This window comes from Halosimplex carlsbadense 2-9-1, assembly GCF_000337455.1.
Classification (GTDB): domain Archaea; phylum Halobacteriota; class Halobacteria; order Halobacteriales; family Haloarculaceae; genus Halosimplex; species Halosimplex carlsbadense.
Window position 1 is genome coordinate 151135 of the sequence record NZ_AOIU01000036.1, and the last position, 26390, is coordinate 177524.

General features: G+C 65.4%; 33 protein-coding genes. 12 read left to right on the plus strand and 21 right to left on the minus strand.

Translation table 11 applies throughout. The features are described from left to right. Window positions 1–14: 14 nt before the first annotated feature. Window positions 15–1049: an acetate and sugar kinases/Hsc70/actin family protein gene (locus C475_RS17525; protein WP_006885208.1), complete on the plus strand. Its 1035-nt coding sequence runs from the start codon at window positions 15–17 to the stop codon at window positions 1047–1049. Between the two features lie 15 nt (window positions 1050–1064). On the opposite strand, the gene C475_RS17530 is transcribed toward C475_RS17525, so the two are convergent. Beyond that, complete coding sequence (locus tag C475_RS17530) at window positions 1065–1256, minus strand: hypothetical protein (RefSeq protein WP_006885209.1); 192 nt, start codon at window positions 1254–1256, stop codon at window positions 1065–1067. A gap of 201 nt (window positions 1257–1457) precedes the next feature. Between C475_RS17530 and C475_RS24480 the strand changes: the two genes are divergently transcribed. Further along, complete coding sequence (locus tag C475_RS24480; RefSeq protein ID WP_193366323.1) at window positions 1458–1628, plus strand: hypothetical protein; 171 nt, start codon at window positions 1458–1460, stop codon at window positions 1626–1628. 79 nt (window positions 1629–1707) lie between these two features. Here C475_RS24480 and C475_RS17535 read toward each other — a convergent pair whose 3' ends face one another. The 3 genes from C475_RS17535 to C475_RS17545 form a co-directional block, all read right to left on the minus strand. Beyond that, on the minus strand, window positions 1708–2799 hold the full coding sequence (locus tag C475_RS17535; protein ID WP_006885210.1) for a M24 family metallopeptidase: 1092 nt from the start codon (window positions 2797–2799) through the stop codon (window positions 1708–1710). 89 nt (window positions 2800–2888) lie between these two features. Continuing rightward, window positions 2889–3935 carry a hypothetical protein gene (locus C475_RS24970; protein ID WP_049930839.1) on the minus strand — a complete coding sequence of 349 codons (1047 nt, stop codon included), beginning with the start codon at window positions 3933–3935 and terminating at the stop codon, window positions 2889–2891. A gap of 70 nt (window positions 3936–4005) precedes the next feature. Then, window positions 4006–5472 (minus strand): methyl-accepting chemotaxis protein, encoded by a 1467-nt coding sequence (locus C475_RS17545; protein ID WP_006885212.1) that lies wholly within the window; start codon window positions 5470–5472, stop codon window positions 4006–4008. Between the two features lie 236 nt (window positions 5473–5708). On the opposite strand from C475_RS17545, the gene trpD reads away from it, so the two are divergent. Genes trpD through trpG form a run of 4 tightly spaced genes read left to right on the plus strand, consistent with a single transcriptional unit; the run spans window position 5709 to window position 9731 of the window. Next, entirely contained in the window at window positions 5709–6734 is a 1026-nt protein-coding gene (trpD, locus tag C475_RS17550; RefSeq protein ID WP_006885213.1) for an anthranilate phosphoribosyltransferase, read from the plus strand. Next, on the plus strand, window positions 6731–7426 hold the full coding sequence (locus C475_RS17555; protein WP_006885214.1) for a phosphoribosylanthranilate isomerase: 696 nt from the start codon (window positions 6731–6733) through the stop codon (window positions 7424–7426). Before trpD ends, C475_RS17555 begins: the two co-directional genes overlap by 4 nt. After that, window positions 7423–9111, plus strand: coding sequence for an anthranilate synthase component I (gene trpE, locus C475_RS17560; protein WP_006885215.1), 1689 nt, complete (start codon window positions 7423–7425; stop codon window positions 9109–9111). Before C475_RS17555 ends, trpE begins: the two co-directional genes overlap by 4 nt. Continuing rightward, the gene (gene trpG / locus C475_RS17565) at window positions 9108–9731 is read left to right on the plus strand and encodes an anthranilate synthase component II (protein WP_006885216.1); all 624 of its coding nucleotides are present in this window, start codon (window positions 9108–9110) and stop codon (window positions 9729–9731) included. The genes trpE and trpG overlap by 4 nt, the downstream gene beginning before the upstream one ends. Window positions 9732–9790: 59 nt before the next feature. On the opposite strand, the gene C475_RS17570 is transcribed toward trpG, so the two are convergent. The 5 genes from C475_RS17570 to C475_RS17590 all read right to left on the minus strand — a co-directional run bounded on the left by C475_RS17570 (window position 9791) and on the right by C475_RS17590 (window position 15565). After that, the gene (locus C475_RS17570) at window positions 9791–10156 is read right to left on the minus strand and encodes a DUF5658 family protein (protein WP_006885217.1); all 366 of its coding nucleotides are present in this window, start codon (window positions 10154–10156) and stop codon (window positions 9791–9793) included. Between the two features lie 72 nt (window positions 10157–10228). After that, window positions 10229–10423 (minus strand): hypothetical protein, encoded by a 195-nt coding sequence (locus C475_RS17575; protein WP_049930841.1) that lies wholly within the window; start codon window positions 10421–10423, stop codon window positions 10229–10231. Between the two features lie 141 nt (window positions 10424–10564). Further along, window positions 10565–11632: a Gfo/Idh/MocA family protein gene (locus tag C475_RS17580; protein ID WP_006885219.1), complete on the minus strand. Its 1068-nt coding sequence runs from the start codon at window positions 11630–11632 to the stop codon at window positions 10565–10567. 76 nt (window positions 11633–11708) lie between these two features. Continuing rightward, on the minus strand, window positions 11709–12383 hold the full coding sequence (locus C475_RS17585) for a rhomboid family intramembrane serine protease (RefSeq protein ID WP_006885220.1): 675 nt from the start codon (window positions 12381–12383) through the stop codon (window positions 11709–11711). A 5-nt stretch (window positions 12384–12388) separates the two neighbouring features. Beyond that, a complete protein-coding gene (locus C475_RS17590) occupies window positions 12389–15565 on the minus strand; it encodes an adenosylcobalamin-dependent ribonucleoside-diphosphate reductase (RefSeq protein ID WP_006885221.1) in 3177 nt (1058 codons plus the stop codon). A 572-nt stretch (window positions 15566–16137) separates the two neighbouring features. Here C475_RS17590 and C475_RS17595 point away from each other — a divergent pair. After that, window positions 16138–16506 (plus strand): DUF2237 family protein, encoded by a 369-nt coding sequence (locus tag C475_RS17595; RefSeq protein ID WP_006885222.1) that lies wholly within the window; start codon window positions 16138–16140, stop codon window positions 16504–16506. 178 nt (window positions 16507–16684) lie between these two features. Here C475_RS17595 and C475_RS17600 read toward each other — a convergent pair whose 3' ends face one another. Next, complete coding sequence (locus C475_RS17600; protein ID WP_049930904.1) at window positions 16685–17701, minus strand: tyrosine-type recombinase/integrase; 1017 nt, start codon at window positions 17699–17701, stop codon at window positions 16685–16687. A 193-nt stretch (window positions 17702–17894) separates the two neighbouring features. After that, entirely contained in the window at window positions 17895–18113 is a 219-nt protein-coding gene (locus C475_RS17605; protein WP_049930844.1) for a ribbon-helix-helix domain-containing protein, read from the minus strand. Between the two features lie 113 nt (window positions 18114–18226). Between C475_RS17605 and C475_RS17610 the strand changes: the two genes are divergently transcribed. From C475_RS17610 to C475_RS17620, 4 genes are all read left to right on the plus strand, one after another. Next, on the plus strand, window positions 18227–18544 hold the full coding sequence (locus C475_RS17610; protein ID WP_006885225.1) for a helix-turn-helix domain-containing protein: 318 nt from the start codon (window positions 18227–18229) through the stop codon (window positions 18542–18544). 2 nt (window positions 18545–18546) lie between these two features. Then, complete coding sequence (locus tag C475_RS17615) at window positions 18547–18885, plus strand: hypothetical protein (protein ID WP_193366320.1); 339 nt, start codon at window positions 18547–18549, stop codon at window positions 18883–18885. 170 nt (window positions 18886–19055) lie between these two features. Then, on the plus strand, window positions 19056–19397 hold the full coding sequence (locus C475_RS23315) for a hypothetical protein (RefSeq protein ID WP_152436472.1): 342 nt from the start codon (window positions 19056–19058) through the stop codon (window positions 19395–19397). Further along, entirely contained in the window at window positions 19394–19903 is a 510-nt protein-coding gene (locus C475_RS17620) for a hypothetical protein (RefSeq protein WP_006885227.1), read from the plus strand. The genes C475_RS23315 and C475_RS17620 overlap by 4 nt, the downstream gene beginning before the upstream one ends. A gap of 29 nt (window positions 19904–19932) precedes the next feature. On the opposite strand, the gene C475_RS17625 is transcribed toward C475_RS17620, so the two are convergent. After that, on the minus strand, window positions 19933–20220 hold the full coding sequence (locus tag C475_RS17625) for a hypothetical protein (protein WP_006885228.1): 288 nt from the start codon (window positions 20218–20220) through the stop codon (window positions 19933–19935). A gap of 269 nt (window positions 20221–20489) precedes the next feature. Between C475_RS17625 and C475_RS23320 the strand changes: the two genes are divergently transcribed. Further along, window positions 20490–20843, plus strand: a complete 354-nt coding sequence (locus C475_RS23320) for a hypothetical protein (protein WP_152436473.1) — start codon at window positions 20490–20492, stop codon at window positions 20841–20843. A 147-nt stretch (window positions 20844–20990) separates the two neighbouring features. Here the strand turns inward: C475_RS23320 and C475_RS23325 are convergent, their stop codons facing one another. The 9 genes from C475_RS23325 to C475_RS17665 form a co-directional block, all read right to left on the minus strand. Next, complete coding sequence (locus C475_RS23325; RefSeq protein WP_152436474.1) at window positions 20991–21254, minus strand: hypothetical protein; 264 nt, start codon at window positions 21252–21254, stop codon at window positions 20991–20993. Window positions 21255–21491: 237 nt separating this feature from the next. Next, entirely contained in the window at window positions 21492–22367 is an 876-nt protein-coding gene (locus C475_RS23330) for a hypothetical protein (protein ID WP_152436475.1), read from the minus strand. A 215-nt stretch (window positions 22368–22582) separates the two neighbouring features. Then, window positions 22583–22999: a hypothetical protein gene (locus tag C475_RS17635; RefSeq protein ID WP_006885229.1), complete on the minus strand. Its 417-nt coding sequence runs from the start codon at window positions 22997–22999 to the stop codon at window positions 22583–22585. Continuing rightward, window positions 22996–23181 (minus strand): hypothetical protein, encoded by a 186-nt coding sequence (locus tag C475_RS17640; protein ID WP_006885230.1) that lies wholly within the window; start codon window positions 23179–23181, stop codon window positions 22996–22998. The genes C475_RS17635 and C475_RS17640 overlap by 4 nt, the downstream gene beginning before the upstream one ends. Further along, window positions 23178–23426 (minus strand): hypothetical protein, encoded by a 249-nt coding sequence (locus C475_RS17645; RefSeq protein WP_006885231.1) that lies wholly within the window; start codon window positions 23424–23426, stop codon window positions 23178–23180. Before C475_RS17645 ends, C475_RS17640 begins: the two co-directional genes overlap by 4 nt. Window positions 23427–23428: 2 nt before the next feature. Next, on the minus strand, window positions 23429–24352 hold the full coding sequence (locus C475_RS22480; RefSeq protein ID WP_082223354.1) for a hypothetical protein: 924 nt from the start codon (window positions 24350–24352) through the stop codon (window positions 23429–23431). 112 nt (window positions 24353–24464) lie between these two features. Beyond that, window positions 24465–25022 (minus strand): hypothetical protein, encoded by a 558-nt coding sequence (locus C475_RS17655; RefSeq protein ID WP_152436476.1) that lies wholly within the window; start codon window positions 25020–25022, stop codon window positions 24465–24467. Beyond that, complete coding sequence (locus tag C475_RS17660) at window positions 25015–25824, minus strand: hypothetical protein (protein WP_006885234.1); 810 nt, start codon at window positions 25822–25824, stop codon at window positions 25015–25017. The genes C475_RS17655 and C475_RS17660 overlap by 8 nt, the downstream gene beginning before the upstream one ends. Continuing rightward, window positions 25824–26360 carry a hypothetical protein gene (locus C475_RS17665; protein WP_006885235.1) on the minus strand — a complete coding sequence of 179 codons (537 nt, stop codon included), beginning with the start codon at window positions 26358–26360 and terminating at the stop codon, window positions 25824–25826. Before C475_RS17665 ends, C475_RS17660 begins: the two co-directional genes overlap by 1 nt. Window positions 26361–26390 lie beyond the last annotated feature (30 nt).

Consider the following 26390-nt stretch of genomic DNA (forward strand, 5'->3'; position numbering starts at 1 on the left):
GTAAAGCCGGGGACATGAGCGACGACGAGCCGGTGCCCATCGGCGTGAAGCTCGGCAGTACCCGCACGGTGATCGCCTACCCCGACGACGACGGCGACATCGAGACCATCCGCACGCTGACCTGTCTGGCGACCTATGAGGACGCGCTCACCGGGGAGGAACGGGTCCTCTACGGCGAGGAGGCGGCCACCGAGTACCCCGACGAGGTCCAGTTCATGCTCCGGTCGGGCCTGCCCGAGGACGAGGAGCGCGCGGAGCTGACCAAGACCTTCTTCGAGGAGGTCATCGACGCCAACGACGTGCCCGAGAACTCCGGCGTCGTCTACGCCATCCCGACCATCGACAACCCCGAGGGCCTCGAAAACCTCGAAGGCGTGATCGAGGACTCCTCGATCGGGTCGGCGCTGGTCGAGAGCTACCCCGAGTCGCTCTGCGGCGCGATCCCCGCCCGCGGCGACGACCTCGAAGCGATCGAGGAGATCTTCGTCGCCGTCAACATGGGGTCGACGAACCTCGAAGCGTCGGGCTACCGCCGCGGCGAGCAGCTCGCACCCTTCACCACCGGCGCCGTCACCGGCAACGAGGTCGACCGGATGATCGCCAACTACGTCGAGGAGGAGACCCAGGGCCGGGTCAACATCGACACCCAGACCGCCCGGGAGTACAAGGAGGAACACGCCGACTTCGACTCCTTCGAGCCGTTCACGGACATCATCCAGCAGCCCGGCGGCGGCTCCCACGAGTTCACCATCGAGCGCAGCGTGATGGACGCCTGCAACGAGTACCTCGACGACGCCGTCGAGGAGTTCTGCAACACCTTCCTGCCGGAGCTCGCCAACGACTACATGAAGGTCTACCAGCTGGCGCTGGACAACCGCATCGTCCTCACCGGCGGCATGGCCTGTATCCCCGGCATCGTCTCCGAGTTCGAAAAGCGGGTCAGCGAGGAACTCGACCGCGAGGTCGAGGCCGTCGCCGCAGACCACCCGGACATCTCGCCGTCGCTGGGCGCCCAGCGCATCGCCGGCCGCCTCGTCGACACCGTCTGAGCAAGCGGCCCCGCGTCAGGCGCCGGCCCAGCACTCGACCCAGGAGACGAACCCATGGGTCGCCGCGTCGACCTCGCCGTCGTCGGTCCGCCGGTCGTATCGGGCCGCGCCGTCCGCGCCCGTCCTGTCGTCCGCACCCGTCCGCTCGCCCGAATCCGCTCCGTCGCCCGCCAGTTCCGCGGGCAACTGTATCGTGAATCGTGCCATCCACGGCCCTCTTTCGAAAGATCGCACGTAAAACTCAGTCAGACGCGCGTCTGCCGGCGGTTCGCACCGAAGCCGACGAATCGCACTCTCTCCGGCGTTTTCGCCAGCCCGACGACCTGTAGGCCCCGAGCGTCGCGACTATCGTCGACGAGGCGCCGGAGCGTAACTATTTATACTGTCCCCCACTGTATTAGGAATATAATGCCCCAGTGCCCGAACTGCGGCGAGCGCATGAGCCACAACGACGAGACGACGAAGCTGACGGAGTACGTCTGCGCTCGCTGTCACCGGACGGAGATCGTGCGAAAGCCCGCGTATCGCGTGACAGCCGAGGAGTCGGCGGCGGTCGGCGCGGTCGCCGACGACGACTGATTCGGAGAAGGCTCGTTCTGTCCGCTCGCGACGCTCGCGAGCCGTGCGTATCGTGGCGAAAACGAGCGGACCGCGACGCTCAGCGGTGGAGGACCGCGTGGCGCTCTATCTCGGGGCCGTCACCGACGGGTTCGACCGTCTCGGTCGGCCAGTCTCCGGTACCGGTCAGTAGCTCGATATCGTCGTCGGTGACCAGGTGGGTGTCCTCGCTTTTCGCGCCCTGAACCGTCGGGTTGTACGCGTAGGTCATGGGCAGGTGGACCGACGCCGCCGAGTCGGGCGTCCCGAACCACTCGCGGCCGGCGTAGGCGGCGGCGCCGCCCTGGTGGTGGTTGCGCCACTCGCCCTCGTAGCCGACCGCGGCGTAGGCGTCCTCGATGGCGTCGAACACGTCGCCCGCGGTGCCGCCCTCGCGACCGACTCGCTGCGTGGCGGCGAGCGCGCTCGCTTCGACGCGCATGGCCGCCTCGGCGCGCTCGTCGAGCCACTCGGGCGCGTCGAAGGCGACCGAGCGGGTGATGCTGGCGTGGAGCCCGTCGCGGACGGCCGTGACCGAAACGAGCGCGTAGTCGCCGAGTTCGCCGTCGCGGGTGGTGTAGTGGCGGTACTTCCGGGTCCGCTCGCCGCTGCCGACGAGGACGACCGGCGAGTCGATGCCGCGGGCGAACAGCCGGTCGCGCAGGCGGCCGCCCACCTCGCGCTCCTCGTCGTCGGCGCTCGCCTCGCGGACGACGGTCTCGACGACCTCGGCGGCGTCCGCGCCCAGCGACCGGAACCGTTCGACGTCGGCGTCGGTCAGCGGCTGGCGGAGCCCCGTCGGGTCGACCGACGCGAACCCGGGCACGTCGAAGTCGGCGGCGGCCGGTGTCGGGCTGTACCGTTCGACGGCTTCGGGGAGGTCCGCCTCGTACCACTGGACGGTCTCGACGGTCGCGTCGTCGGGGAGTTCCTCGTCGACGAGCCGCTGCGCTTCGATGTTGTCGGTGACGACGACGAGGCCGTCGCCGTCGTAGCCGGCGGCGGCGACACCCACGTCGGCGGCGCGGTCGACGACGTTGGTACCGCCGGTCAGCCACGCGAACGAGGGCGGGCGGGCGAACCAGACGGCCTCCAGGTCGTTGTCGGCGAGATACGCGTCGAGTCGCTCGCGGACCGCGTCGGTGTGCGACATGCTCGGTACTGCTCGACAGCGGGAGTTAAAGGCGTCGCGAGGCGCGCCCTGGTGCCACTCGGCTGTGGCGCTCCGCGCGTCGACGGCTGCTATCTGCGCCGGGCGAACAACGCCCCGGCGAGGAGCGCCACCGCCGCCCCGACGAGGCCGAACCCGGGGCCACTACCGGCTGTCCCCGTCGGAGTCGAGGCCGCGCTCTGCGGATCGGACGACGCCACGTCGATCGAGACTGTCTCGGTCGTCTCGCCGTACCGGACCGTCAACGACTGTTCGCCGGTCTCCGCGAGCGGGACCGCGACCGACCCGGCGCCACCGAGTTCGTAGACGCCGCTCCCGTACTCGACCACCAGATTGGCGGTGGCGGCTCCGTCCGCTTCGGCCTCGACGCGCGCTTTCTCACCGCTGACGAACGTCTGTCCCCCGTCCGTCGGGGTCACCGTCACGTCGATCGTCACGTCGTCCCCCGAGGACTGCGACCGGAGCCCCTCGATCGTCTCGTTTTTCGCCGCGAGCCGCGATCGGAGTTCGCTTACCGTCCGATTGCGCGCGTCCAGCAGCGACTGGAGTCGCTCGATACGCTGTTGCTGCTCGTCGACGCGAGAGCCGAGCGCGTCGACCCGGTCCCGAAGTTCCTCGGACGCCGGGACGAACTCCGGAGGCTGTGGGTCGTTCTCCGCGAGCGAGAGCCGCCAGTCGTACGGGAGACGCTCGGGTGTTCCCTCGTCGTCGATCTGGAGACAGAGGACCCCGTCGGCTTGCGGCCAGACCTCGTAGGTCCCCTCGACGCCGGCGGCGATCTCCCGTTCGTAGTCGTAGGTGTTGAGGTCGATGTGTTCGACCGCTCCGGACTCGTTCCGGAAGTTGATCTCCGGGTCCGGCGGACTGGAGACCACGAACGTGTCCGCGCCCTCGCCGGCCATGGCCCGGACCGAGAGATAATCGCCCCGCTGCGCCTCCAGCCGGACCGAGTCGACGTCGCTACCGACGTCGATAGTCCCGCGGAGCGTGGTCGGCGTCTCGACCAGCGGTGCCTCATCGCAGTCGGCGGGGTACTCGTCGGTCCCGGCCGCCGGTTGCGCGACCGCTGTCGCGGAGACGATCACCAGCAAGAACACTACGATCGATGCGCGAGTCATCACGTCTGAGACTGCAATAGAGAACTCACAAAATAGTTTGGAAGACGGCCGCTCGCGGCCGATACCGACCCTACTCGGTCTGGTAGCGTTCGAACAGCGCCGAGAGCTGCTCGGCGCGCATCGTGAGCATCTTCGCGTTGACGTACATCTCAGAGAGCGCGAGGTTCTGCTCCTCGGCGATGGCGGCGACCTGCTCGGCCTCCTCGACGTTCTGTTTGCTGGTTTCGGCGGCCTCGTCGGCGATAGCCGCGACCTCCTCGGAACTGGCCGCTTGGTCGTCGGTGGCGTTGGAAATCTCGGTGACGCCCGAGGCGGTCTGCTGGACGTGTTCGAGGATCGATTCGAGGGCGTCCAGCCCCTCGCCGACCGTCTCCTTGCCCTCGTCGATGGTCGACTGCATGTCGGTGATCTCGTCGACGGTCTCGTCGGTCTGGTTCTGGATCTCGCCGATGAGCCCCTCGATCTCGTTGGTGGCGTCTTTGGTCTCCTCGGCGAGGCTCTTGACCTCGTCGGCGACGACGCCGAAGCCGTTGTTGTTCGCCCCCGCCGAGGCGTGGGCCGCCTCGATCGAGGCGTTCAGCGCGAGGATGTTGGTCTGCTCGGCGATGTCGTCGATGAGGTCGACGATCTGGCCGACCTCGTTCATCCGCTCGTCGAGTTCGGTGACCGTCTCGACGACGCCCTCGATCTGGTCCTGGGCTTCGTCCATGGTGTCCCGAGCCGAGCGGCCGGCTTCGATCCCCTCGACGGTCGAGCGCTCGGTCTGGTCGGCCTTCTCCTTGACCTCGTCCGAGGAGGCGGCGATCTCCTCGATAGTCGCGGACATATCGGACATCTCGTCCGAGATCCCGCTGATCTGTTGGTGTTGATCGTAGAATACGTCCGCGATCTCCTGAATGCGCTGGGCGACCTTCTCGCTGGAGTCGGTCACCGCCTGGGTCGCCGTGGTCACCTGCTCGGAGGAACCGACGACCTCGTCGCTGAAGCCGGCGGCGGCGTCGAACGTCTGCTCGAAGGTCGCGGCCATCTCGTTGAACTCCGCCGCGAGTTCCGCGAGCGCCTCGGAGTCGTCGTCGGCGTCGAGACGCTGGGTGAGGTCGCCGTCACCGAAGGCGTCCAGCGCCGTCCCGACGGTCCGGACGCTCCCCTCGTAGTCGGCGAGCGCGGCGTCGTCGGCGGTCTGGACGCCACCGTCCGGAGCCGCCACGACCGGCGCGGCGGGCCGAGCGTCCGGTCCCGCCGGGCGGTCCGCGAGGTCGGATTCCGCGTCGTCCAGCCGCGACCGGAGGTCGTCGCGCTCGCGCTCGGTCTCCGCCACGACGGTCTGCAGCTCCCGGCGCTCGCTCGCCCGGTCATCGAGCGCCCCGCCGATATCGCGGTAGGCGTACGCCGTCCCCGCCGCGGCCGCGAGAAACCCCAGTCCGCCGAGCGCCGGCCACAGGTCCGGCGCGGCCAGGAGAACCACCACCTGATAGCACGCGTGGGCGAACTGCCCGCCCAGCGCGAACCCGATCCGTCGCTTGAGGGTCGGTCGCATATCCCTACGGTATATCGAACACTCATATAGTCCCTTCTCCCGCGATACAATCTTTGAGAATGGGATGACGCGGACCGCGCGACGCCCGGGGATCCACTCTCGGACCGGTCGCTGGTCTCGCCACCCGTCCCGTCGCCCGGGGGTCCCACCGGCTGTCGCTCGAGTCGCGCCCGACACGTTTAAGTTAATGTACTGATTCGTACATCGTAGAACGAAACAGTCCATCGGTGACACACATGGAAGCATACATCGAATCCGTCACAGACGGGAGAGACCTGACGCTGGAAGCGGCCCGGGAGGCGGCGACGGCCGTCTTCGAGGGCGCGACAGAGGCACAGATCGGCGCGCTGTTGGCGGGGCTGCGCGCGAAGGGCGAGACCGAGGCGGAGATCGCCGGCTTCGCGCAGGGCATGCGCGAGGCCGCCCGGACTATCGACCCCGACCGGGCGCCGCTGGTCGACACCTGCGGCACCGGCGGCGACGACTACGACACCATCAACGTCTCGACGACGAGCGCCATCGTCGCCGCGGGCGCCGGCGTCCCGATCGCCAAGCACGGCAACTACTCCGTCTCCTCGTCGTCGGGGAGTTCGGACGTGCTGGAGGAGGTCGGCCTCGACATGGACACCGCGCCCGAAGCCGTCGAGGCGACCATCGAAGAGGCCGGGATCGGCTACATGCACGCGCCGGCGTTCCACCCGGCGATGAAGGCCGTCATCGGCCCGCGCCGCGAAGTGGGAATGCGGACCATCTTCAACGTGCTCGGTCCCCTCACGAATCCCGCCGGCGCCGACGCGCAGGTCATGGGCGTCTACGACGAGGACCTGGTCGGGCTCATCGGCCGCGCAGTCGCCGAGATGCCCGTCGACCACGCGCTGATCGTCCACGGCTCGGGCATGGACGAGATCACGGTCCACGACGAGACCGCCGTCGCGGAGGTCGAGAACGGCGAGGTCACCGAGTACACGATCACGCCCGAGGACCTCGGACTGGAGACCCACGACATCGAGGCGGTCGCGGGCGGCACGCCCGCCGAAAACGCCGAGGACCTGCTGGGCATCGTCGAGGGCGACGTTCGCGGTGCCAAACGCGACATCATCCTCGCGAACGCCGGCGCGGCCGTCTACGTCGCCGGCATGGCCGACTCGCTGGAGGCGGGCGTCGAGGCGGTCGCCGACGGTATCGACTCCGGCGACGCCGCGAGCAAGCTCGACGACCTCCGGGAGGTCAGCCGTCGCGTCGCCGCCGACGGGGGCCGATGAGCGACGTGAACCGCCCCGATTCGGGAGGGTCGGCGACCCGCGTGAAGGTCTGCGGCGTCACCCGCGCGGCCGACCGCGAGGCCGTCGTCACCGCGGGCGCCGACGCCGTCGGCGTCATCAGCGACGTGCCCGTCGACACGCCCCGCGAGGTCGGCGCGGACACCGCCGCCGACCTGCTCGCGGGCGTCCCGCCGCTCGTGACCGGCGTGCTCGTGACGATGCCGTCGACCGTCGAGGAAGCGGTCGACCTGGTCGAGACCGTCGACCCCGACGCCGTGCAGGTCCACGGCGGCCTCTCGCCGGGCGAACTCGGCGCGCTCGGCCACCGACTGAGCCAGGACGTCATCGTCGCGGTCGACGCCGCGGCCGACGACATCGCCGACTACGCCGACCCCGCCGACGCCCTGCTGGTCGATTCGGTCGACGCCGCCGGCGGCGGCGGCACCGGCGAGACCCACGACTGGGAGCGCACCCGCGAGATCGTCGCCGACCTGGACGTCCCGGTGGTCCTGGCCGGTGGCCTCACCCCCGACAACGTCGCCGCGGCCGTCGAGACCGTTCGACCGTTCGGCGTCGACGTGGCGACCGGCGTCGAACGCGTCGAGGACGGCGACCGCGTCGGCGGCGAGAAGGACCCCGAGACGGTCCGCGAGTTTGTCGCCGCGGCGACGCGGCGGGAGGTGGCCGCGTGAGCGACGCCGCCCTCGAACTCGAACCGTCGAAGGAGGAGTTCGTCGAACTGGCAGACGCCGACGGCCCCGTCGTCGTGCGCGCCGCGGTCGAGTTGGACACCGACCTGGAGCCGCTGGAGGCATACGCCGCGCTGTCGGGCCGGACGACCGACATCGAGGGCGCCGACTACACGTTCCTGCTTGAGAGCGCCGAGAAAGTCGCCTCCAGCGACCCCGACGGCGCGTTCGCCCCGACGACGGAGGATCGGCACGCACGCTACTCCTTCGTCGGCCACGACCCGAAAGGCGTCGTCACCGTCGACGCCGACGGCGCGTCCGTCGAGACGTTCGACGACCGCTACGACAGCTTCTTCGACGCCGACGGCGGCGATACCCTCGACAGCGTCCGCGGCGCGATGCCCGACGTGCAGCGCCGCGGGTTCCCGGACATGGACCGCGAGCACTTCGAGGGCGGTCTCCTCGGCTTCGTCGGGTACGACGCCGTCTACGACTGCTGGCTCGACGAGGTCGGCCTGGAACATCCCGACTCCCGGTACCCCGACGCCCAGTTCGTCCTCACCACGACCACGCTCGTCTTCGACGAGGTCGAGGGCACCGTTTCGCTCGTCTGCACGCCCATCCTCGAACCGGGTGACGACGCCGCCGCACGCTACGAGGAACTGGCGGCGACGGTCGAACGCGTCGCCGATCTGCTCGACGGCGCCACCGACCTGGAGACCGGCGGGTTCGTCCGCGACGCCGAGACGGCCGGCCCGCAGGACGAATACGAAGAGGCCGTCGAGACGGCCAAGGAGCATGTCCTCGCCGGCGACATCTACCAGGGCGTCATCTCGCGGACCCGCGAGCTGTACGGCGACGTGGACCCGCTGGGGCTGTACGAGTCACTGCGGTCGGTCAACCCCTCGCCGTACATGTACGTCCTCGACTACGACGGCCTCTCGGTCGTCGGCGCCAGCCCGGAGACGCTGGTGGCGGTCCGCGGGGACCGCGTGCTTTCGAACCCCATCGCCGGCACCTGTTCCCGGGGGACCAGCCCCGTCGAGGACCGCCGGCTGGCCGGCGAGATGCTCGCCGACGGGAAAGAACGGGCCGAACACACGATGCTCGTCGACCTGGCGCGCAACGACGTGCGCCGGGTGGCCGAGCCCGGCTCCGTCCGCGTCGAGGAGTTCATGAGCGTCCTCAAGTACAGCCACGTCCAGCACATCGAGTCGACGGTCACGGGCACTCTGGCCGACGACTCCGACGCCTTCGACGCGGCCCGCGCGTCGTTCCCCGCCGGGACCCTCTCGGGCGCGCCGAAGATCCGCGCCATGGAGATCATCGACGACCTCGAACGAACGCCGAGAGGCCCCTACGGCGGCGGCGTCGGCTACTTCACCTGGACCGGCGACGCCGAACTCGCGATCGTCATCCGCACCGCTACGGTCGAGGACCTCGACAGCCGCTACGGCGTCGGTGTCCCCGACGAGGCCGCCGACAGCGCCGACCGGATCACGGTGCAGGCCGGCGCCGGTATCGTCGCCGACAGCGATCCGGCCAGCGAGTACGAGGAGACCGAGCAGAAGATGCAGGGCGTCCTCGACGCGCTGGAGGCGATCGAGGTCCCCGACGGCGAGTTCGGTGCCGCCGACGGCGAAGACGCGACCGGAGACACCGTCGAGCCCGAGGAGGTGTCCCGATGAGCGCCGGACAGCGCGAGCGGAGCGACCAGCGGCGGGTGCTGTTCGTCGACAACTTCGATTCGTTCACCTACAACCTCGTCGAGTACGTCAGCGAGCACGCCGACACCGAGGTCGTCCGCAACACCGCCTCGCTGGACGACGTGCGCGACGCCGACCCCGACGCCATCGTGATCAGCCCCGGCCCGGGCCACCCGAAGAACGACCGCGACATCGGCGTCACCAACGACGTGCTGACCGAGATCAGCCCGGACGTGCCGACGCTGGGCGTCTGTCTCGGCCTCGAAGCCGCGGTCTACGCCTACGGCGGTGCGGTGGGTCGCGCGCCCGAACCCATCCACGGCAAGGCCTTCCCCATCAGCCACGACGGCGAGGGCGTCTTCGCCGGGCTCGACCAGGGGATCCGCGGCGGTCGCTATCACTCGCTGGTCGCGACCGAGGTGCCCGACTGCTTCGAGGTGACCGCCACGACGGCGGCCGAGACCGACGACGGCGACACCGTCGACCTGGTGATGGGCGTCCGCCACCGCGAACTCCCCATCGAGGCCGTCCAGTTCCACCCCGAGTCCGTGCTGACCGCGGTGGGCCACGACGTGATCCGTAACTTCCTCGACGGCGTCTAACCGTTTTGACGCCTGCTTCTCCGGCTCCGGCGCGTCGTCCGAGATTCGGAAATCGGCACTCACGCGCCGAAGACGGCGACCGCGTTGTTGACGACGACCAGCGAGGTGACCGCGGCGAACAGCCCGAGAAAGACCGATGCGTTGCGGTCCGAGAGCAGCGACCAGCCGGCGACGAGCCAGCACGTCGCGGCGAACTTCACCGTCCACAGGCCCGCGGGACCGAACGACGCGACCATCGCCCGGACGACGGGGTTGCCCTCCGGGAGCCCGCCGGCCAGCCCGACCATCGTCAGGACGATATCCGCGGCCGTGGTCGCGAGGATCACGACCCACAGCGCGGCGTGAGTCCGGGTCATTCGGCGCTCGCGGCGACGGACGAACAGCCGGTCCTGCTCGCGGCCGTCGGGGACGGACGACTGCGTCACGACTGGCGCTTGGAGCGAGCGAGCAAAAGTCCACTGACGGGACCCGTCGGTCGCCCGCTCGGGTGGGAGCCGCTACAGGACGGAGAAGCCGAGGACGCTGAGGATGTACAGCGTCCCGACGATGATGATACCGATGATCACCAGCCGCCAGGCCATCGACAGCAGGAATCGACCGATCAGGATGATCGCCGCGAGCAGAATGAGGACACCGAGGATCCCCACGGGTTGCGTGAGAACGTCTAACTGGAGTACCACTGCGCTGAGCATACCGGATACAGGCCGGCCCGTGACCATAAGCTTCCGGGCCATCCCGCCGGCGGTCGACGGGCGAGCGCCCCGTTCGACGGTCGGTCCGCGGTCGACGGTCGCTCGCACACTGCGAGGGCACCGCACGGCCCACCGATAGACTCAGTCCTCCTCGACCGGTTCCGGAGACAGCTGGCCGGACTCGACCATCGCTTCGAGCGGGTTGTCGTCGACCCGGAGCGGCAGGTCCACCCGACCGCGCCGTCGCGCGGACTCCCAGGCGCCGAAGATCACTTCCGTCACCGACAGCGCCCGCCGCGCCGAGCACTCCGGTTCGACGCCGTCACGCAGGCACTCGACGACGTGGTCGATGGCCGGCGGGACCGCCGCCGCGTTCTCGACGCCCGAGACCAGCGTCTCCCACCCCTCGCCGTCGCGGCGGACCCGGGCCTGGGCCTCGCTCCAAGGCGTCACCTCGATGACGCCGTCGGTCCCGTGCAGGCGGTGGTGGACGCCGACACCGTCCTCGCCGAAGCCCGTCGTCGCGATACCCTGGACGCCGCCGTCGTAGGCCCACTGGACCAGTCCCTGGTTCTCGTTGTGGGCGCCGTACTTGACGTACTCCTCGCGGTAGTCGACCTGGCCGATGACCCACTCGACCGGCGCCTCGCTGGCGTACATGTGGGCGAGGTCGATGTGGTGGGTGCCGTTGTCCAGCAGCGTGCTCGTGCCGACCTCGACCCGCCGGAGGTCGCCGATGGCGCCCTCCTCCAGCACGCGCTTGGGTTCGCGCCACACCGGCGAGAAGCGCCGCTGGTGGTTGAACGTCAGTTGTACGTCCCGGCGGCTCGCCTCCTGGGCCATCAACCGCGCGTCGCCCCACGTCGTCGCCATCGGCTTCTCGCAGTGGATCGCCTCGGGGACCCCGCTTTCGATGCAGTCCAGCACGATCTCGGCGTGAGTCGGGACGGGCGTCGAAACCGAGACGATGTCGGGCTCGACGGCGTCGAGCATGGCCTCGTAGTCTTCGAAGATCCCGTCCTCGTCGACGTCGAACTCCGCGGCGAAGGCGGCGACGTTCTCGCGGACGATGTCGGCGGCGGCGACGATCCGGCAGTCCTGGCGCTCGCGGTAGCCCTCGGCGTGTCGGTAGGCCATCGCTGCGCTCTCGCCCCACACCGGGTTCTCCGGCTCCGGCCCCGTCCCAATAAACGCGATGTCGTAGGTCATACCCTCCGCGTTACGGCGGCGGGGTAAAAGTCCACGCCTCCCGGAAGGGTGAACCGGCTCGGCGGGTTCTGGACGCCTACGACCGGTACCGGGCGTCGCCCGAGAACAGCACCGCCCCGGTCGGTCGAACGAGCCCGACGCCGACCCCGATCGCCACGCCGGTCAGGTGGCCGACGACGCCGACCTCCGCGGTTCCGGTCGCGAGCGCGAGCAGGCCGAAGACGGCCTGGCCGGCGATCACGGTCCCAAAGAAGACCCACAGCCAGGTGAAATCGCCGTGCCAGCCGCCGGTCGCGACCCGATACCGGACGCTGTCGACGACGACGAGCGCCGTCATCGCGAGCACGACGCCGCTGGCGCCGAGCGTTCCCGCGACCCGACCCGAGACGCCGAGCGACACGTACCAGGCGACCTGCGCGCCGGTCGTGGCCAGCCCAGAGACCGCCGCGAGCGCGAGGAACTGCCGGCGGCCCAGCCGGCGCTCGACGACGCCGCCGAACAGCAACAGCTGGACGACGCTCGAAAGGAGGTGCCGGGGGTCCGTCGGCAGGTGTGCCAGCGGCGCGAGCAGCCAGCCCGGGGACGGTTCAGGGGTCGCGATGAACAGCGTGACGAACGTCCGGTAGCCAAAGCGGTCCCAGACGAACCACTCCGTGGCGAACACGAAAACGAAGAGTCCGCAGAGAGAGACCGTCGCCGGCACGCTCCGTAGCCAGGCGAGCCCCCGCGACGACGCGGAGGCCTCGTCCATCTACCTCAACACTCCGACCAGCCGCAGGACTCGCAGGTCTTGCAGCCTTCGGAGTAGTACAGCGACAGCGACGAGCACTCCGGACACTCCGGGCTCTCGCCGGCGTCGATCAGCTCCTGCTGGTCGCCCTCGGCGGCCTGGCCCGCGTCGGGACCCGGCTCACCGGCGTCGCTGCCGGGCGCGGCGCCCATCGAGACCGAGGCCCCGCCGTCCGTCTCCGGTTCGGCGGTACCGACGTCCTGGTTCGGATCACTGCTTTCCCGGCGCTCTTCCTCGGCGGTCTCCTCCAGCGTCGCCTGCTGGGGGTAGCCCTTGTCGATTTCGTCGTCGAGGTAGCGACGCAGGGCCGTGCCGATGGCGTCCGGGATGGACTGGATCTGCTCGCCCTTGTCCCAGGCGACCTTCGGGCTGCGGATGCCCTGCAGCTCGTCGGCGATCTCGTGGGGGTCGACGCCCGCACGCAGCGCCGTCGAGATGGTCTTGGCCAGCGCCTCGGTGAACGAAGCCGTGAAGCCGCCGGAGTTGCCGATGTTGGCGAACAGCTCGAACGGGCGCTCGGCCTCGGGGTCCTCGTTGATGTTGACGTACAGTTTCCCGTAGCCGGTGTCGATGCGCTGGGTGACGCCGTGGAGCACGTCCGGGCGCGTGCGCTTCTGGGCGTAGTCGGGGCGCTCGCCGTCGGCGGCCGAGAGGATGCCCGAGACCTCGGTGTCGATGGCCGACTGGACGGCGTCCTCTTCGAGGAAGGCGTCGAAGCCGCCGAAGACCTCCTCGATCTGGGCGACGACCTCCTCGGCGTCCATGTCTGCGAACTCCGCGTTCTGGGCGCGGGTCGTGAGCACCTGCTTGGAGCGGGTGCCGTCGCGGTAGTAGGTGACGCCCTTGCCGCCGTGGTCGTAGATGTACTCGAAGACCTCGGCCGCGTCCTCGACGGTGGAGTCGTTCGGGGCGTTCACAGTTTTGGAGATCGCCGAGTCGACGCCCTCCTGGCAGGCGACCTGGATGCCCGCGTGCTGCTTGGCGGAGAGGTCGCCGGTGGTGACGAACAGCTCGCCGACGGCGTCCGGGACCGTCGAGAGGCCATCCACGCCGTCGAACTCGTTTGCGGCCATCTGCTCCTGGGCCTCCTCCTTGACCGCGTCGACGTCGATGTCGTTCTCCTCGAGCACGCGCAGGAAGTAGTCGTCGAACTCGACGAGCATCTCGTCGCCCTGCACGTCGTCGGAGACGTTCTTGTAGTAGGCGACGTTGTAGATGGGCTCGCAGCCGCCGGTGGTGTTGCCGACCATCGAGGTCGTGCCCGTCGGCGCGATAGTCGTCGTGTTGTGGTTGCGCAGCGCGAAGCCGTCTTCCCACTCGTCTGCGTCGAGACCGGTCTGCTTCTCGAACCACTCGCGGTACTCGGTGGGATCGGCGTACTTGGAGTTGTCCCACTCCTCGAAGGTGCCCCGCTCGGTGGCGAGGTCGTGGCTGGCCGACTTCGAGCCGTGGTTGATGTGGCGCATCAGCTGGCGGGCGACCTCGTTGGACACGTCGTCGCCGTACTTCATGCCCAGCTGGATGTACAGCTGGGCCAGGCCCATGACGCCCAGGCCGATCTTGCGCATCTCCCGGACGGTCTCCTCGATCTTCGGGACCGGGAAGTCGGACATCGTGACCACGTTCTCGAGGAACCGGGTCCCCATCTCGATGCGGTGGTCGAACGCCTCGAAGTCGATGGCTTCCTCGAGGAACGCGTCGACCGCGTCCTCCAGGGAGTCGTAGTCGTCGGCGTGTGCCTCCGACCAGACGCGCCAGTCCGGCGCGTTCGTCGCCGCGAGCGTCGAGAGGTTGATGTGGCCGAGGTTACACGCCTCGTACTCCTCCAGGGGCTGCTCGCCGCAGGGGTTCGTCGCGAGGATGCGGTGGTCCGGATGCTCCTCGACGTCGAACGAGTGCTCCTTGTTGATCCGTTCGAGGTAGACGACCCCCGGCTCGCCGTTCTCGTGGGCGCCGTCGACGATGCGCTCCCAGACCTTCCGGGCGGGCACCGAGAGCACTTCGTCCACCTCGACGTACTCGCCGAGGTCGAACATCTCGTACAGTTCCTTCGTCTCCGCGGTCGCGACGTGGGGTTCGTCGGTCCGCGGGTTGGTGAACGTGAACTCCTCGTCGGCCTTGACCGCGTCCATGAAGTCGTCGGTGATCCCGACGGAGATGTTGAAGTTAGAGAGATGGCCCTCGACGGCGTTGCGGAGGTGTTTGGGCACCTTGCCGTCGTCGTCGATGAGCTCTCTGGCCTCCTCCAGCGCGTCGGCGAAGGAGTTGTGCGTGAAGTCGTCGGGGTCGTTCAGTCGCAGGGTGTGCGCCAGCGAGACGTCCTTGTTCTTGGCGTGGATGAACTGGATCACGTCCGGATGGGAGACGCGCATGACGCCCATCTGTGCGCCCCGACGGGCGCCGCCCTGGGCGATGGTCTCGCACATCTGGTCGAACGTCCGCATGAAGGTGATAGGGCCCGAGGCGATACCGCCGGTCGACCCGACGGCGTCCCCGTACGGTCGCAGGCGCCAGAAGGCGTAGCCCATCCCGCCGCCGGACTGGAAGACTTCGGCGGCCTCCTTGGCGGTCTGGTGGATGTTCGTGATGTCGTCGTCGGGCGAGTCGACGAAACAGGCCGACAGCTGCTGGAGCTCGTCGCCGGCGTTCATCAGCGTCGGCGAGTTCGGCATGAACGACAGATCCTCCATCAGCGTCTGGAACTCCTCGGCGGTCTCCTCGACGTGGGTCCGAACCCCCTCGGGCAGTTCCGGGACGACCGTCTCGTAGGCGAACTTGTTGACGTTGTACTGGTTCAGGGTCGTCTCGGCGTCGTCCTCCGCGGTCGTGCCCGTACCGAAGACCTCCTCGGCGAGCTCGTCGCGGCGCGGGTGGTCGGGCTTGAGCTGGTCGGGCGTGACCGTGACCTCGACGCCCCGCTCGTCGGCCTCGTAGACGGCCTCGGCGAGCGCGATGTTCTTCGCGACGCGGACGAACAGGTCCTCCTGCTGTTCGACGAGTTCCCCGTCGGCGTCCTTGCGGAGATAGCGCGCGGGCAGAATATTGTGATACGCGTTCCCCGTGAGACGCTCCTCCAGCGTCGCCCCCTCGGTGCGCTTGATCGGCAGGTCGATATCGTCGACCGCGAGATCGCCGCTACTCATGTGTCCTGTTCCTCCCACTGGCGATACCGGCGCCGGATCGAGAGCGTGTCCGCTGTGGCCTCGTACCTATCATCTGTGACGGAAATTCTGTTTGTTTGGGTCCACAATAACGCTTTGGTTTGCGGGTATTCGTCGCTCGATTCGAATGTCCGAATTCCGAGTAGTCACGTCGCTACTGGCGTCTCAGTCACGCAACCGTGCGTTCCGTTTCATACGGTGATTACCTCTTAAACGTAGGTGAACCGTGGTGAAAGTAGTTCCGAATTGCCGAAGATCGATAGATAGCGGTCGAATCTGCAGTGGAAGCGATCGGGGGTTTCGACTGGAAATCACGTCCGTCCGTCCCCAGTGAACGGACACCACGGGGACAGATCCATGTGTATAATTGTTCTTATATAATTGGATCGCCGAGGGAGACCGCACCTCGCGTGTCACGGACGCGGAACGGGCCGATATTTTATATAAGAATTGAGTTACGTTCGGGCGAACGCCGGGTCAGTCGACCCAGCGGGGGTAGTCCCGGTCGGCCACCAGTCCGAAGGGATTAGCCGCGGGGCGACCAACGAGCGAGCGTGACACCGGACCGGAACGTACTCGGCACCGAACTGGCGACGTGTAGCGAGGACCCGATGACCGGCTACGGCCGCGACGGCTGTTGTCGGCACTTCCCCAACGACGCCGGCCGACACGAGATCTGTGCGGTGATGACCGACGAGTTCCTCCAGTACAGCAAATCACGCGGCAACGACCTGATCACCCCGCGACCGGAACTGGAGTTCCCCGGCCTCGAAGCGGGCGACCGCTGGTGTCTCTGTATCGACCGCTGGCTCGAAGCCGAGGCCGCCGACGCCGCCCCGCCCATCGTCCTCGAAGCCACAGCCGAGGAAGCGCTGGAGCGGGTGCGTCTGGAGACGCTCGAAGCCCACGCTTACGCGGAGTAGACAGCTCCCACGGAACGGACGGCAGCCGCCGACTCCCGTCACTCACGGTTCTGGTGCGACCGGAACTGTCGCGACTCGCAGGTCTGCGAGGAAACCCGAGGCAGAAAAAGGTGGTAGTGGACTCGCGGGGTAGGTGTAACTCGGCTCTACTGCGTGATTTCGGGTGTTAGAGGCCATATTACTCGTCTGGGAGGTGGTCAGTTCGCACGTCCATTTTCTCGCGCTCGGTGCGGGCGTCGTAGTGCTGGTACAACACTTCGAGCGACACGTCCATCCGCTCGCTCACCGTTTCGGGGGGCGTGTCCTCTCGCAGGTGGTAGGTGATGCTCCCGCGGCGGACCGCGTGGGGCGAGCGAGACGACGGGCAGGCGGCGACGTTGCTGTTCCTGCCGCGCGCCTCGCACGTCTCGGGCGTCCGGTCATGCGGGCAACTCGCGTAGGTGCAGGGGTGTAGCGCCCGCATCAGCCAATTGTAGATCGACTGTGCGGTCGGCCGGCCGCCGTCGGCCTTCGTGAACAGCGGGCGCCGGCCATACTCGTCCGTCCCCTGCGTCCGGTTGGGGTTGGCGGCGTAGTCCTCGATGATCTGGTACCACTTCGGGCCGAGGAAGACCCACCGCTCGCCGGACTCGCCGTTCTTGAGCTTCGTGCCCTCGTCGATACGGTGCTCAAGACGGACAGCGTGATCGTCGGGACTGAGGTCCTCCACGTCGAGCGAGCGGACCGCGCCGCGCCGCATCCCGGTTCGCCAGATGAGTGCGAGCAACGCGTGATCGCGACTGGCGTACTGGTACTGACCGAAGTAGGCGAGCGCCCGCTCGGCGCGCTCCGGGTCCAGGTGAACGTCTCGGCTCTCGGCGCCGTCGGGCAGCTCGGGCGCGTGGACCTTCTCGGCCAGCCCCTCGTCGACGGCGTCGATGTCCGCCCACCACCGGCACGCCTGCCGGATCGTGGATAGTTGCTTCTGGAGCGTGATCGGCGCGATGTCCGTTTGCCGCCACGCGACGAAATCGGCCAGTTGCCGGCCGGTCAGCTCGTTCAGGTTGTCGATCTGCTGCTCGTCGCACCAGTCGAGAAAGTGCGCGAGTCGAGTCCGTCCGTTCTGAAGCGTCGACTCGCGGACGGACGGCTCGCGATGCTGTAGGAACCGGTCGACGCCCTCCTCGGGCGCCAGCGGTACGAGGTCGTCGCTCACCGCCGACCACCCGAACAGTCCGGGCACTCGTAGCTTGCGACGCCGGTGCGCGTAGAGCGCGCGACGAGACGGCACCCGCAGTCGGGACAGAAGCGGTACGTCCCTCTCATGGGCCTTCATCACCGTCGTCGTCACTCTTTTCCTCGCTCGCGTCGGTATCGGAAACGGGGGCTTCCGGGTCACTGGACATGATTTAGGCGGCCCCCTCGTTTCGACGACCGGTTTCGCCGTTTTCGTAGTTCTCGTCTTTGCAGAGCACGGTTTCCGGAGTATCGAAGGGCGAGTCGTTCGCCTGCCGAACGCAGTGGCGAACGTACTCAGAGAACTCCATACCGTACTGTTCTCTGTGTTCGTCGATTTCGTCGGCCATCTCCGATGGCATGGAGACGGACGCAATCACTGAGCGCGTCATGCGTTATTAACCAAGTAAGACGTATGCACATAAATTTTTGCGTATGCGAATAGGTTAGGTCTAACAGACTGATTCACCACAGTAATGCTTAGTTAGTTATTAACGAGTAGATAATGCGCTACTCCGGGGACTGGATGGTTCTCGCAGACGACCGCATACTCGAATACATCAGAAAGAACGAGGCTGCGGGGTCTACTGAGATGGCGAATGGAGACTATGTTAGATACTCACAAAGCTACATCTCTCGAAGATGTAAAAAGATGGTAGAGCGCGGTTTACTCAGAGAGGTTGGCTCAGGCGTGTACATGATTACTGAGCGCGGGGAGAAGTACTTAGACGGCGAGATTGACACGTCTGAGGATGTCCCGGACGAGATCCCTGAGTCCGAAGATAATGGCCCGTCAGCAGGCAACAACCACGAAGAGGTCTAAGAGTGGACGACCGAAAGTCGGCTGACTGGATGATGCAGCTCGACGAGCGGATCATGGAGTACATCGACCGCGAGGGATGGGTGTCGCCACGTTTGCTCGCTCGTGAGCGTGGGTTCCCAGAGACAGAGGGGGTAATCCGAGACCGGTGCAAGCGCCTCCGCTATACCGGGTTCATAGAGCCGTTCCACGGTGAGATGTACGATATCACGATAGAGGGTCAGCTTTATCTCGACGGCGAGATCGACGCTCGTCACCAACCGTTCCCAAAGGCGAGTGCAGTGTTTGGCAGGTGGGATTTCCCGCCAGGGTGGACCCCGGGGCCAGTTAGGTTTCGGATATAGTTCAGCACAGTTGTGGCTTCCAGAAGATCTGATCCTTAGAGAATTAGGAAACCGATGAGTTAGAGTCACTCGACCTTTTCGCGCTCAGGAAACCTTCCCTTATGTCGACGGTCAACCGGTGTCTCAGGCAGTAGGCGGGTTTAATGTCGGGCGCTCTGGAGGTGATACACATGGAAGAGGATTCAGAATCTGATTCACAATCATATTCCCAAGAGAGGTTTCGTGGGGAGGTGGATCAAGAACCTGAATTGAAAGAGGCAGCTTATCTGCAGTTTTTCAGGGTTTCAGCCATTTTGGGTGCGCTTCTCGCAGTGACGTTACCGCCTCTGTTCGGATTAGGCGTGGCGACAGTAGTCGGCCTCATGATTCCACATGAGTTCAAGATCTCCGTTGCGGGTACACGCTTACCAGTTGTGTTGCTCGCGCAAGGGGCATTCACCATAGAGATTTTAAGAGGAACGGCCCAAGTAATGTTACAGGACAAACCCGAGTGGAGAAACATCGAACGATGAGCCCCTACGTAATGCACTGGCCCTCGATGGGACTTGAGAACGGCGAGTTCGTTGGCGATGACTTAGATGTAATGAACGACCCCCTCGCTCGTCGCGTCGTTCTTGTTGGCGGCGCTATAGTTGGCCTGCTAAGCCCGTTGCTTCTCTTAGGCGTCTCGATAGCAGCCACCAACATGTACGCCGCAACGGCAGGGCTGAGTATCTTCGGAGGCTCTGCTTTGACCGCGGTGTTCGCGATAGCGCTCGCGATTGCAGGGTTGGATGTCGTGTTGCAAGAGATCGTCTTTTCACCACTAAGACACATCTCGGGGATCTTAGCCCTTTCCGTCGTATATCCGGTCCTTGTGGCGGTCTTGTGGCTCCGCAGAGACTCTACTGAGGTCGAGGACCCGGAGCGACTCGCATCTCTCGCTGGTGAAGGTGCGGCACTCCGAGTACTTTTCTCTCAGATGGTGAATCGCCGACGGAACCGAGTACTCACGGACGGCGGTCAGAAGATGAAATAGTCACGCTGCGTCGTTTTCTGCTTGATAGGTTACTCCTCACCGACCGAGAACTCGTGACTGTACTCGACAGGCAGCTCGGGCTGGCCGAGGATCTCCGCGATCTCCTCGGGCGTGACGCTACCCTTCTCCGTAGCGCGCTGCATGAGAGTCTCGACGGCTCCCGTCGGCACCGCGGCCGTACCGCCGGCCATCCGTAGGTAGTAGTCTGCGGCGGCGTCGAGTGCGCCTGAGCGGGTACTCTCGCCAGTGGCGTCTTCGAGGTTAGTGTATTTGCGTTCGCGAGCGTCGGTGAGTCGGATGCGGGTTGAGTCGGCCATAGATGTGAACACAGTTTCGAGATCCTAGACTTTTGCGCTCACTCGAAAGGGTGGATCGGCCCGGATCCGCCCGTTTTCTCTCACCTTCGCGAAAGGTTCCGGGCCGATTCGGCCGGCGCTCGGGAGAAATTGAACACGGGGGTCTCGGCGATGTGTTCAGATCCGGTCTTTCGAAAAGGCGGACGTGCAACCGCGTGGGTTCGTGGTGGAAGGGGCTTTGTCGCTAATACAGACACAAAGCCTATGCCGAAATATTAGAACGTCTGAATATGCGAGATATCGAGTTCCCTAACCGACCCGGCGGATACGAGTTCATGAACTGGCTGTACTGTCCAGAATGTGGTAGCAAAGCGTCGATGAATCGGCACTCTCCCCGATTCGAACTCAGTTGTCTTGAGTGTGATGAGGAGATGGATGTCACCCTTGGAGTCACCCCACCCTTCCACAGGGTCAAGCCGAGAGACATTGAGCAAGCTGCCGAACAGAATGCAGAACGGGACCCGATGCCCTACCAGCAAATTAGCGTCTCACGAAAGCTCAAGGAGTTGGATGATGAGGAAGTCGCTCAGGAACTAGAGAGGGGAGGATATTCCGACCTCGCTGACAGACTGACGGGCGACTGAGTACCTCCATAGGGTGTCCGTCTTCTCGGCCTTTCGGACGCTCATCAGCACGTCATCGGTGTGGTCATAGTGGAAATCCCCCCTCTATCGGTCTCTAATGTCCGCGACTGTACGAACCGGACAACTGAATCAGTAAAGTAGATCCAATTAAACCCTGTTGAATGAGATTACTTCACCCTCTCCATCTTCTTTGTCAGGGTTCAGTTCAAGCCCTTCGTGAACAACAGCAGTGACCTTCTCTGCATCCAGAGAATGGTGAAGACACCAAAGTCGTTCCTCCGTCTTCACATCTATATCTTTGAACTCAGCGAGATGCTCAGTCAACGTCACTTCGCCTTTTGCGGACCCAAGTTCCTCCACTTCAAACTGCACAAGATCCCCTTCTTCAGCTTCTAAATATTCGTCAAGCATAGAACACCATTTGGCTGACTGCATATATAAACTTTCCAACCCACCTTTATTTGACCGGCTTGGCTTGGGTGCGTTTTCGGACAGTTTGTGTCCGCGATTGGACGCAGAACCGGACACTAACTTCAGAAGGATATTTGAGAGCTATGCGCTCAGTTTGGATCCAAATTCATCCATTGGCGACGGTCCGTTTCTTTGGGTCAAAGTATGCGCCACACCGATAGCACCTGACTGCGACAATTATCTATCAGGTGGTCCTTGATCCAGTAGATAGATTTTGTCTGCAAGGTCTGTTTCTACACCAATCGACTCAAGGTCAACTTCTTCAGATAGGCCATCAGAACACTTCGTGCATTGAAGAAGGAACTCACCATCATCGCTGCTAACTATTTTGAATTTAGAATTATAGCATGTCTCACAAATTACGGCAGGTTTTGTGTAGAGTTCAATACCGAGGTATGACTGTAGAGTTTTGGAGACTCGAAGAATAACATCAAATTTCAGATAACGGTAATAATATACGACCGCTAACCTCATAGGAGTCGATAAGGCCCAGAACAGGAATGTAAATCCGACAAATGTGGTCATAAGGCCCATCTCGGTGCCGATAAGTCCGATAAGAATCAAAAATTGCAGTTCACTGCTGAAATCGTGTAGAAGCCCGCCACTCATAGTGGACTCTGACCAAGTTCCCAACAAATACACTGCAAGAACTGGGATTACTGAAGCGATCGCTATAGATAAAACGGTTGAGAAATATCGGCGGAACGGTGATTTGGTGAGTTTCTCTAAAAGGATATCCTTTCCATCTGACTCTCTTCCAGCCTTCAGAAACGTGGTATGTGATACTTTTAGAAAATTGTACATTTTCAGCGCAATTGTAGAGCCAATCACCCCTAATAGAACCTGAGTAAAGCGCCCGTATGGCAAAAATGGAAACGAGGGTGCAAATAAAAGAAGAGTAATCGTCAAAAACCCAAATGCTGCTAGAATTAGTGACACGCCGACGCGTACGAGGTTTACATAAAGAGAAATTCCAAGGTCGTCATCGGTACTAGATATCGCATTTACATACATCTGGTTAATGGTCGGTTTCAAATCCTCGGGAGCAGACATACTAGTCAATACAAGCAGCTACTATCTTATAATAGTTTTACAGATGTAAGTATAGGAAGCCTACCGCTACGGTTCTTACTCGTCAGACAACCATTTCAAGTCTGACACGATCTTTCGATGTCTCCAGTCCTCCCGATCGGCACCGACCTGCGCTTTCAGGTATAAGGCCTCTTTTCAGCACCAGTCCAGTTCGGCGAGGATGTCGGAAACGTCGCTCACCGGTGAATCACCTCGTACCACGAGACCTTGTGCTGCCGCCCGTTCCGCTGGGCATGCCCGGCGTCGTTCCACTCGCCACCGACGATCTCGGTGACGGTCGACGGCTTCCGCCGGACCACCTCGACCACGTCGTCACTCTCGTCGAATAGCACGAACGCGTACCAGGCGGTCTGGCCCTCTGCGCCCTCCGCCGCCGTCAGCGAGCGGTGTTGGTCCTCCCACAGCCGGAACCGGCCTGCGGCGCCGCTCGCAAGCGTCTCGTGGGTACTCTTCACCTCGTACTTCGTCCCGCGAGGATGCACGCAGTCGTACCAGTCCGCCTCGTTCGGGACGTGCGCCAGCCCGTAGCTCTCGGCGACGTACCGCTCGGCAAAGGCACCCTGGCGCTCGTTCGGATAGCGACGCTGGCTCACTGGGTCCCTCCGTCGCCGTCCGTCGCCGCGTCGGTCGCCCGGATCTCCGCTGGCTCGACGCCGAGACGCTTCGCGAGCCACGCGACCCACACCCGCGACAGCGCCGAGGCGTCGGTCGCCGCCAGCCCGACCGCGGCCATCACGACCGCGGCCAGCTCGACGACGGTGAGCGTGAGGGTCATGCTTCCACCTCGTCGCGATCGGCGTCGGCCGGGTCGAGTAGGTCGGCGCCGCGGAGCGCCTCGCGATGCTCGTGGACCATGTCGACGACACCGCCCCACTCGTCGACTTCCTCCTCACCGCGGAGGATCCGCGAGTTCGTCTGTGCCTCGCGGGCGGCGTCTCGCGCCCACTTGGCCGCGGCGACCGCTGCCGAGGCTGTCACCGCGGCCGCGACCGACACCGCGTAGGCAGTGAACGCAGGCATGGCTACGTCGTCACCAGGGTATTCTCCCCGGTGTTGCCGTCGGAGTCTTTCGCTCGTGCCACGAGGTCGCCGTTGCTGTCGAACCCGATAGCCCACTCGCCGTTTTCGAGAGAGCCGAGCGGGACCATGCCGTCATCCGTCCCGGAGACACCGCCACGGACGACCGTCGTGTCGCTTTCGCTGGCCGTGACGTTGCCGAGGGCCACAGAACCAGTTGCGGTCGCAGTGGCTTCGGGTCCGACCGCGGTCGCATCGTCCTGGCTCGCTGTCGAGCCGTCACCGACAGCCGTCGACGAGGCGCCGTCTGCACTCGTCTCTGCACCGACCGCAGTCGACCGATTGCCGCCGCCGACGGCCTTGTCGCCCATGCCGGTCGCTTGCCCCGCAGAGGCTTCGGCGGCATAACCGACGGCGACACCCCGACCAGTTGACCCAGAATCTACCGTCGTCGACGGACCGACGGCGACGTTCTCCGAGCCGCTCGATATGGCGCTGTCGCCTATCAGGATGTTGGCAGTCTCACCGGACGGAGTCGATCCACTCCCGACAGATATCGAACCACTGCCGGTAGCAGAGGCATTGCCGAACGCGACGGTGTTGGAGCCGTCTGCCGCCGCCTGGTATCCGAACGCGACCGAGAAAAACCCAGTAGCGGCCGCCTGCATCCCGAACGCTTGTGAGTTGATGTTGCTCGCCTCTGCCTCGTGTCCGACTGCGGTCGTCCCGACCGAGGTCGCCGCCGCATCGACTCCGACAGCGGTCGAATCGTCTCCGCTCCCGGATGCACCCGGCCCGATCCCGAGTGCAGACATGCCGCTCGCGTCAGCCGCCACATCGGCCAGTAGCGGCGCGAGCGTCTCCACAGTCGTCCCACCAGTCGACTCAGGGCCGTCGCCAACTTGGAATTGCCCGCCTTCCATCGTCATCGGACGTACACCCCCACAGCGGCCAGCGCGAGCGCTCCGATGACTATCAGCCCCGCCGGGCCAACGGTCCCGGTGACGAGCCCGACGAGCTGACCGAGCATCTTCGCGGGGTTCACAGAACCACCGCCATGAGAACCGCGGCCACGAGAGCCGCGGCGCCGGTCGTTTGCTTGCGCGTCAGGCCACCGACGGCCGGGAGCGTCGGGAACCCGGCCGAGTCGTCTCCCTGGTCGTCGCCCTCGTCGGTGCGGAGCGAGTGAACGCGGATCGTCTGCCGGGCGACCATGCTCGACCCACGGAGTTCGGCGCGGAGCGTCTGTTCGCCGGTGCCGACGGCCGCCATGAGCGTCTCCCACGAGGCGCGGACCGAGACCGTCGCGGTCTCGTTCTGGGGCACGGACCGGCTCCGCTCGCCGACGAGATAGTCCCCGACGTAGAAGGCCACCATCTCGGTGTTCGCGCCGTCCGTCACGTTGTCCAGCGTGGCCGTGAACGTCGGTTCGTACTGGTCCCGGCCGCGGGCGTCCTCCCGCGATCGCACCTCCCGGCTCGACGCGCTCACGCCCGTCAGGTTCACCGGGTCCAGGGGCTCGGGCGGTTCGTCGTCGCCACCGCCACCGCCACCACCACCACCACCGCCGGGGCCAGTGCCAGGGCCGACTCTAACCAAGGACGACACCCCCCAGGGCCAGCGCCCCGATAGCGAGTGCCCCGAACGCCATGTTCCGAGAGACGCCGAACCGTTCGGTGAGCATGTCGGCCAACGCACCCACGAGCGGGAGCGAGCCCCCGCTTCCAGGGTTCGGGTCGGGCTCGGGGTCCGGCGTCGGCTCCGGTTCCGGATCGGGCGTCGGATCGTCCGAGTCGTCGGTGGTCGTGTTGACCGACACCGACGCCGACCCGAGTTCCACGTCGAGCCGGCTGCCGGAGCCGACGGGTACCTCCGCCTCCATGCGCTCGCTCCCGTTCGGGCCGAGCGAGAGCGGGCGGGTACCGAGTCGTTGGCCGTTGACGGTGAGCGGCAGGTCCTCGGTGATGGGCTCCGAGAGCGTGTTGGTCCACTGGACCGAGACCGTCGCCATGCGGTTGCGCATCGGCGGATCCGGCGAGATACTCAGGTTCGAGCCCGTGAGGTAGCCGCTCGTGTTGCTCGTGTCCGATGCGTCGGCCACCGAGATCGTGATCGCGTCCGCACCCTTCGGAACGGGCACCGTCACGTCGGTCGTCGTGGTCTCCTCGGGGTCCAGCGCCTGAGTGAGTACGGCCACCTCGTCACCGTTGACGGTGACGGGCTCGCGGACCGCCAGCGGCTCCGTGGTCCGGTTCGTCAGGCGCACCTCGACGCTCGTCTCACCGCCGCGCGTCGGCCGGTTCTCCTGGGTGTACAGCCGCGTCACGTCTACCGCGTTCACCCACCGACCGGGCGGGCTCAGGCCATCGACGCGCTCGCCGACGGGCACCGTCTGAGGCATCACAGCACCCCCAGAAGGACGATCGCGCCGATTGCACCCGCGGCCAGCATCGTCGTACTCGCACCGAGACTCTTGGCGATGCTCTCGACGTAGCCCATGAGAGACTCGGCTGGCGTCTTCCGAGACGGGTCCCTCGCGTTCTCGTCCGTAGTGACCGTCTGGCGCACGTCGTCGTAGGTGCTCGATTCGATGTTCTGTTCCCAGGTCTGAAAGAGCGGGATCGCGTCTCCAACCTGATGGATACGCACCTCGACGGTGTGCTCTCCGGGGGAGAGCGAGAGCGAGAAGATGGCTTCCCGCTCATTGTCGTTCGCGAGACACAGCTTCTCGGTCCCCTGGCGCTCGCCGTCGACCCAGAGGGTGACGGGCGTCACCCATCCGGTCGGGTCACCCGTCTTGGTCGGACAGGCGCCCGACGACATGATGGGGTCGCCGCCCCGACCCTGCCGGGCGGTGACGGTGATCTGGAACGTGTCTCGCGGCGGTACCTCAGTCGGGATGTCGACGGCCTTGATGGAGGGATTGCTCGACGCCATTTCAGGCACCTCCAGCCGTCTGCGTGCTGT

Excerpts from the sequence above, each read along its gene's own strand:
- C475_RS23325 (WP_152436474.1), bottom strand. The coding sequence starts at position 21,254 with ATGCTTGACGAATATTTAGAAGCTGAAGAAGGGGATCTTGTGCAGTTT.
- C475_RS17530 (WP_006885209.1), bottom strand. The coding sequence starts at position 1,256 with ATGGCACGATTCACGATACAGTTGCCCGCGGAACTGGCGGGCGACGGA.
- C475_RS17640 (WP_006885230.1), bottom strand. The coding sequence starts at position 23,181 with ATGACCCTCACGCTCACCGTCGTCGAGCTGGCCGCGGTCGTGATGGCC.
- C475_RS24480 (WP_193366323.1), top strand. The coding sequence starts at position 1,458 with ATGCCCCAGTGCCCGAACTGCGGCGAGCGCATGAGCCACAACGACGAG.
- C475_RS17665 (WP_006885235.1), bottom strand. The coding sequence starts at position 26,360 with ATGGCGTCGAGCAATCCCTCCATCAAGGCCGTCGACATCCCGACTGAG.
- C475_RS17625 (WP_006885228.1), bottom strand. The coding sequence starts at position 20,220 with ATGGCCGACTCAACCCGCATCCGACTCACCGACGCTCGCGAACGCAAA.
- C475_RS17645 (WP_006885231.1), bottom strand. The coding sequence starts at position 23,426 with ATGCCTGCGTTCACTGCCTACGCGGTGTCGGTCGCGGCCGCGGTGACA.
- C475_RS17580 (WP_006885219.1), bottom strand. The coding sequence starts at position 11,632 with ATGACCTACGACATCGCGTTTATTGGGACGGGGCCGGAGCCGGAGAAC.
- trpD (WP_006885213.1), top strand. The coding sequence starts at position 5,709 with ATGGAAGCATACATCGAATCCGTCACAGACGGGAGAGACCTGACGCTG.
- C475_RS17660 (WP_006885234.1), bottom strand. The coding sequence starts at position 25,824 with ATGCCTCAGACGGTGCCCGTCGGCGAGCGCGTCGATGGCCTGAGCCCG.
- trpG (WP_006885216.1), top strand. The coding sequence starts at position 9,108 with ATGAGCGCCGGACAGCGCGAGCGGAGCGACCAGCGGCGGGTGCTGTTC.
- C475_RS23315 (WP_152436472.1), top strand. The coding sequence starts at position 19,056 with ATGGAAGAGGATTCAGAATCTGATTCACAATCATATTCCCAAGAGAGG.
- C475_RS17605 (WP_049930844.1), bottom strand. The coding sequence starts at position 18,113 with ATGACGCGCTCAGTGATTGCGTCCGTCTCCATGCCATCGGAGATGGCC.
- C475_RS17585 (WP_006885220.1), bottom strand. The coding sequence starts at position 12,383 with ATGGACGAGGCCTCCGCGTCGTCGCGGGGGCTCGCCTGGCTACGGAGC.
- C475_RS17535 (WP_006885210.1), bottom strand. The coding sequence starts at position 2,799 with ATGTCGCACACCGACGCGGTCCGCGAGCGACTCGACGCGTATCTCGCC.
- C475_RS17545 (WP_006885212.1), bottom strand. The coding sequence starts at position 5,472 with ATGCGACCGACCCTCAAGCGACGGATCGGGTTCGCGCTGGGCGGGCAG.
- C475_RS22480 (WP_082223354.1), bottom strand. The coding sequence starts at position 24,352 with ATGACGATGGAAGGCGGGCAATTCCAAGTTGGCGACGGCCCTGAGTCG.
- C475_RS17575 (WP_049930841.1), bottom strand. The coding sequence starts at position 10,423 with ATGCTCAGCGCAGTGGTACTCCAGTTAGACGTTCTCACGCAACCCGTG.
- C475_RS17555 (WP_006885214.1), top strand. The coding sequence starts at position 6,731 with ATGAGCGACGTGAACCGCCCCGATTCGGGAGGGTCGGCGACCCGCGTG.
- C475_RS24970 (WP_049930839.1), bottom strand. The coding sequence starts at position 3,935 with ATGACTCGCGCATCGATCGTAGTGTTCTTGCTGGTGATCGTCTCCGCG.
- C475_RS17610 (WP_006885225.1), top strand. The coding sequence starts at position 18,227 with ATGCGCTACTCCGGGGACTGGATGGTTCTCGCAGACGACCGCATACTC.
- C475_RS23330 (WP_152436475.1), bottom strand. The coding sequence starts at position 22,367 with ATGTCTGCTCCCGAGGATTTGAAACCGACCATTAACCAGATGTATGTA.
- C475_RS17590 (WP_006885221.1), bottom strand. The coding sequence starts at position 15,565 with ATGAGTAGCGGCGATCTCGCGGTCGACGATATCGACCTGCCGATCAAG.
- C475_RS17620 (WP_006885227.1), top strand. The coding sequence starts at position 19,394 with ATGAGCCCCTACGTAATGCACTGGCCCTCGATGGGACTTGAGAACGGC.
- C475_RS17525 (WP_006885208.1), top strand. The coding sequence starts at position 15 with ATGAGCGACGACGAGCCGGTGCCCATCGGCGTGAAGCTCGGCAGTACC.
- C475_RS23320 (WP_152436473.1), top strand. The coding sequence starts at position 20,490 with ATGCGAGATATCGAGTTCCCTAACCGACCCGGCGGATACGAGTTCATG.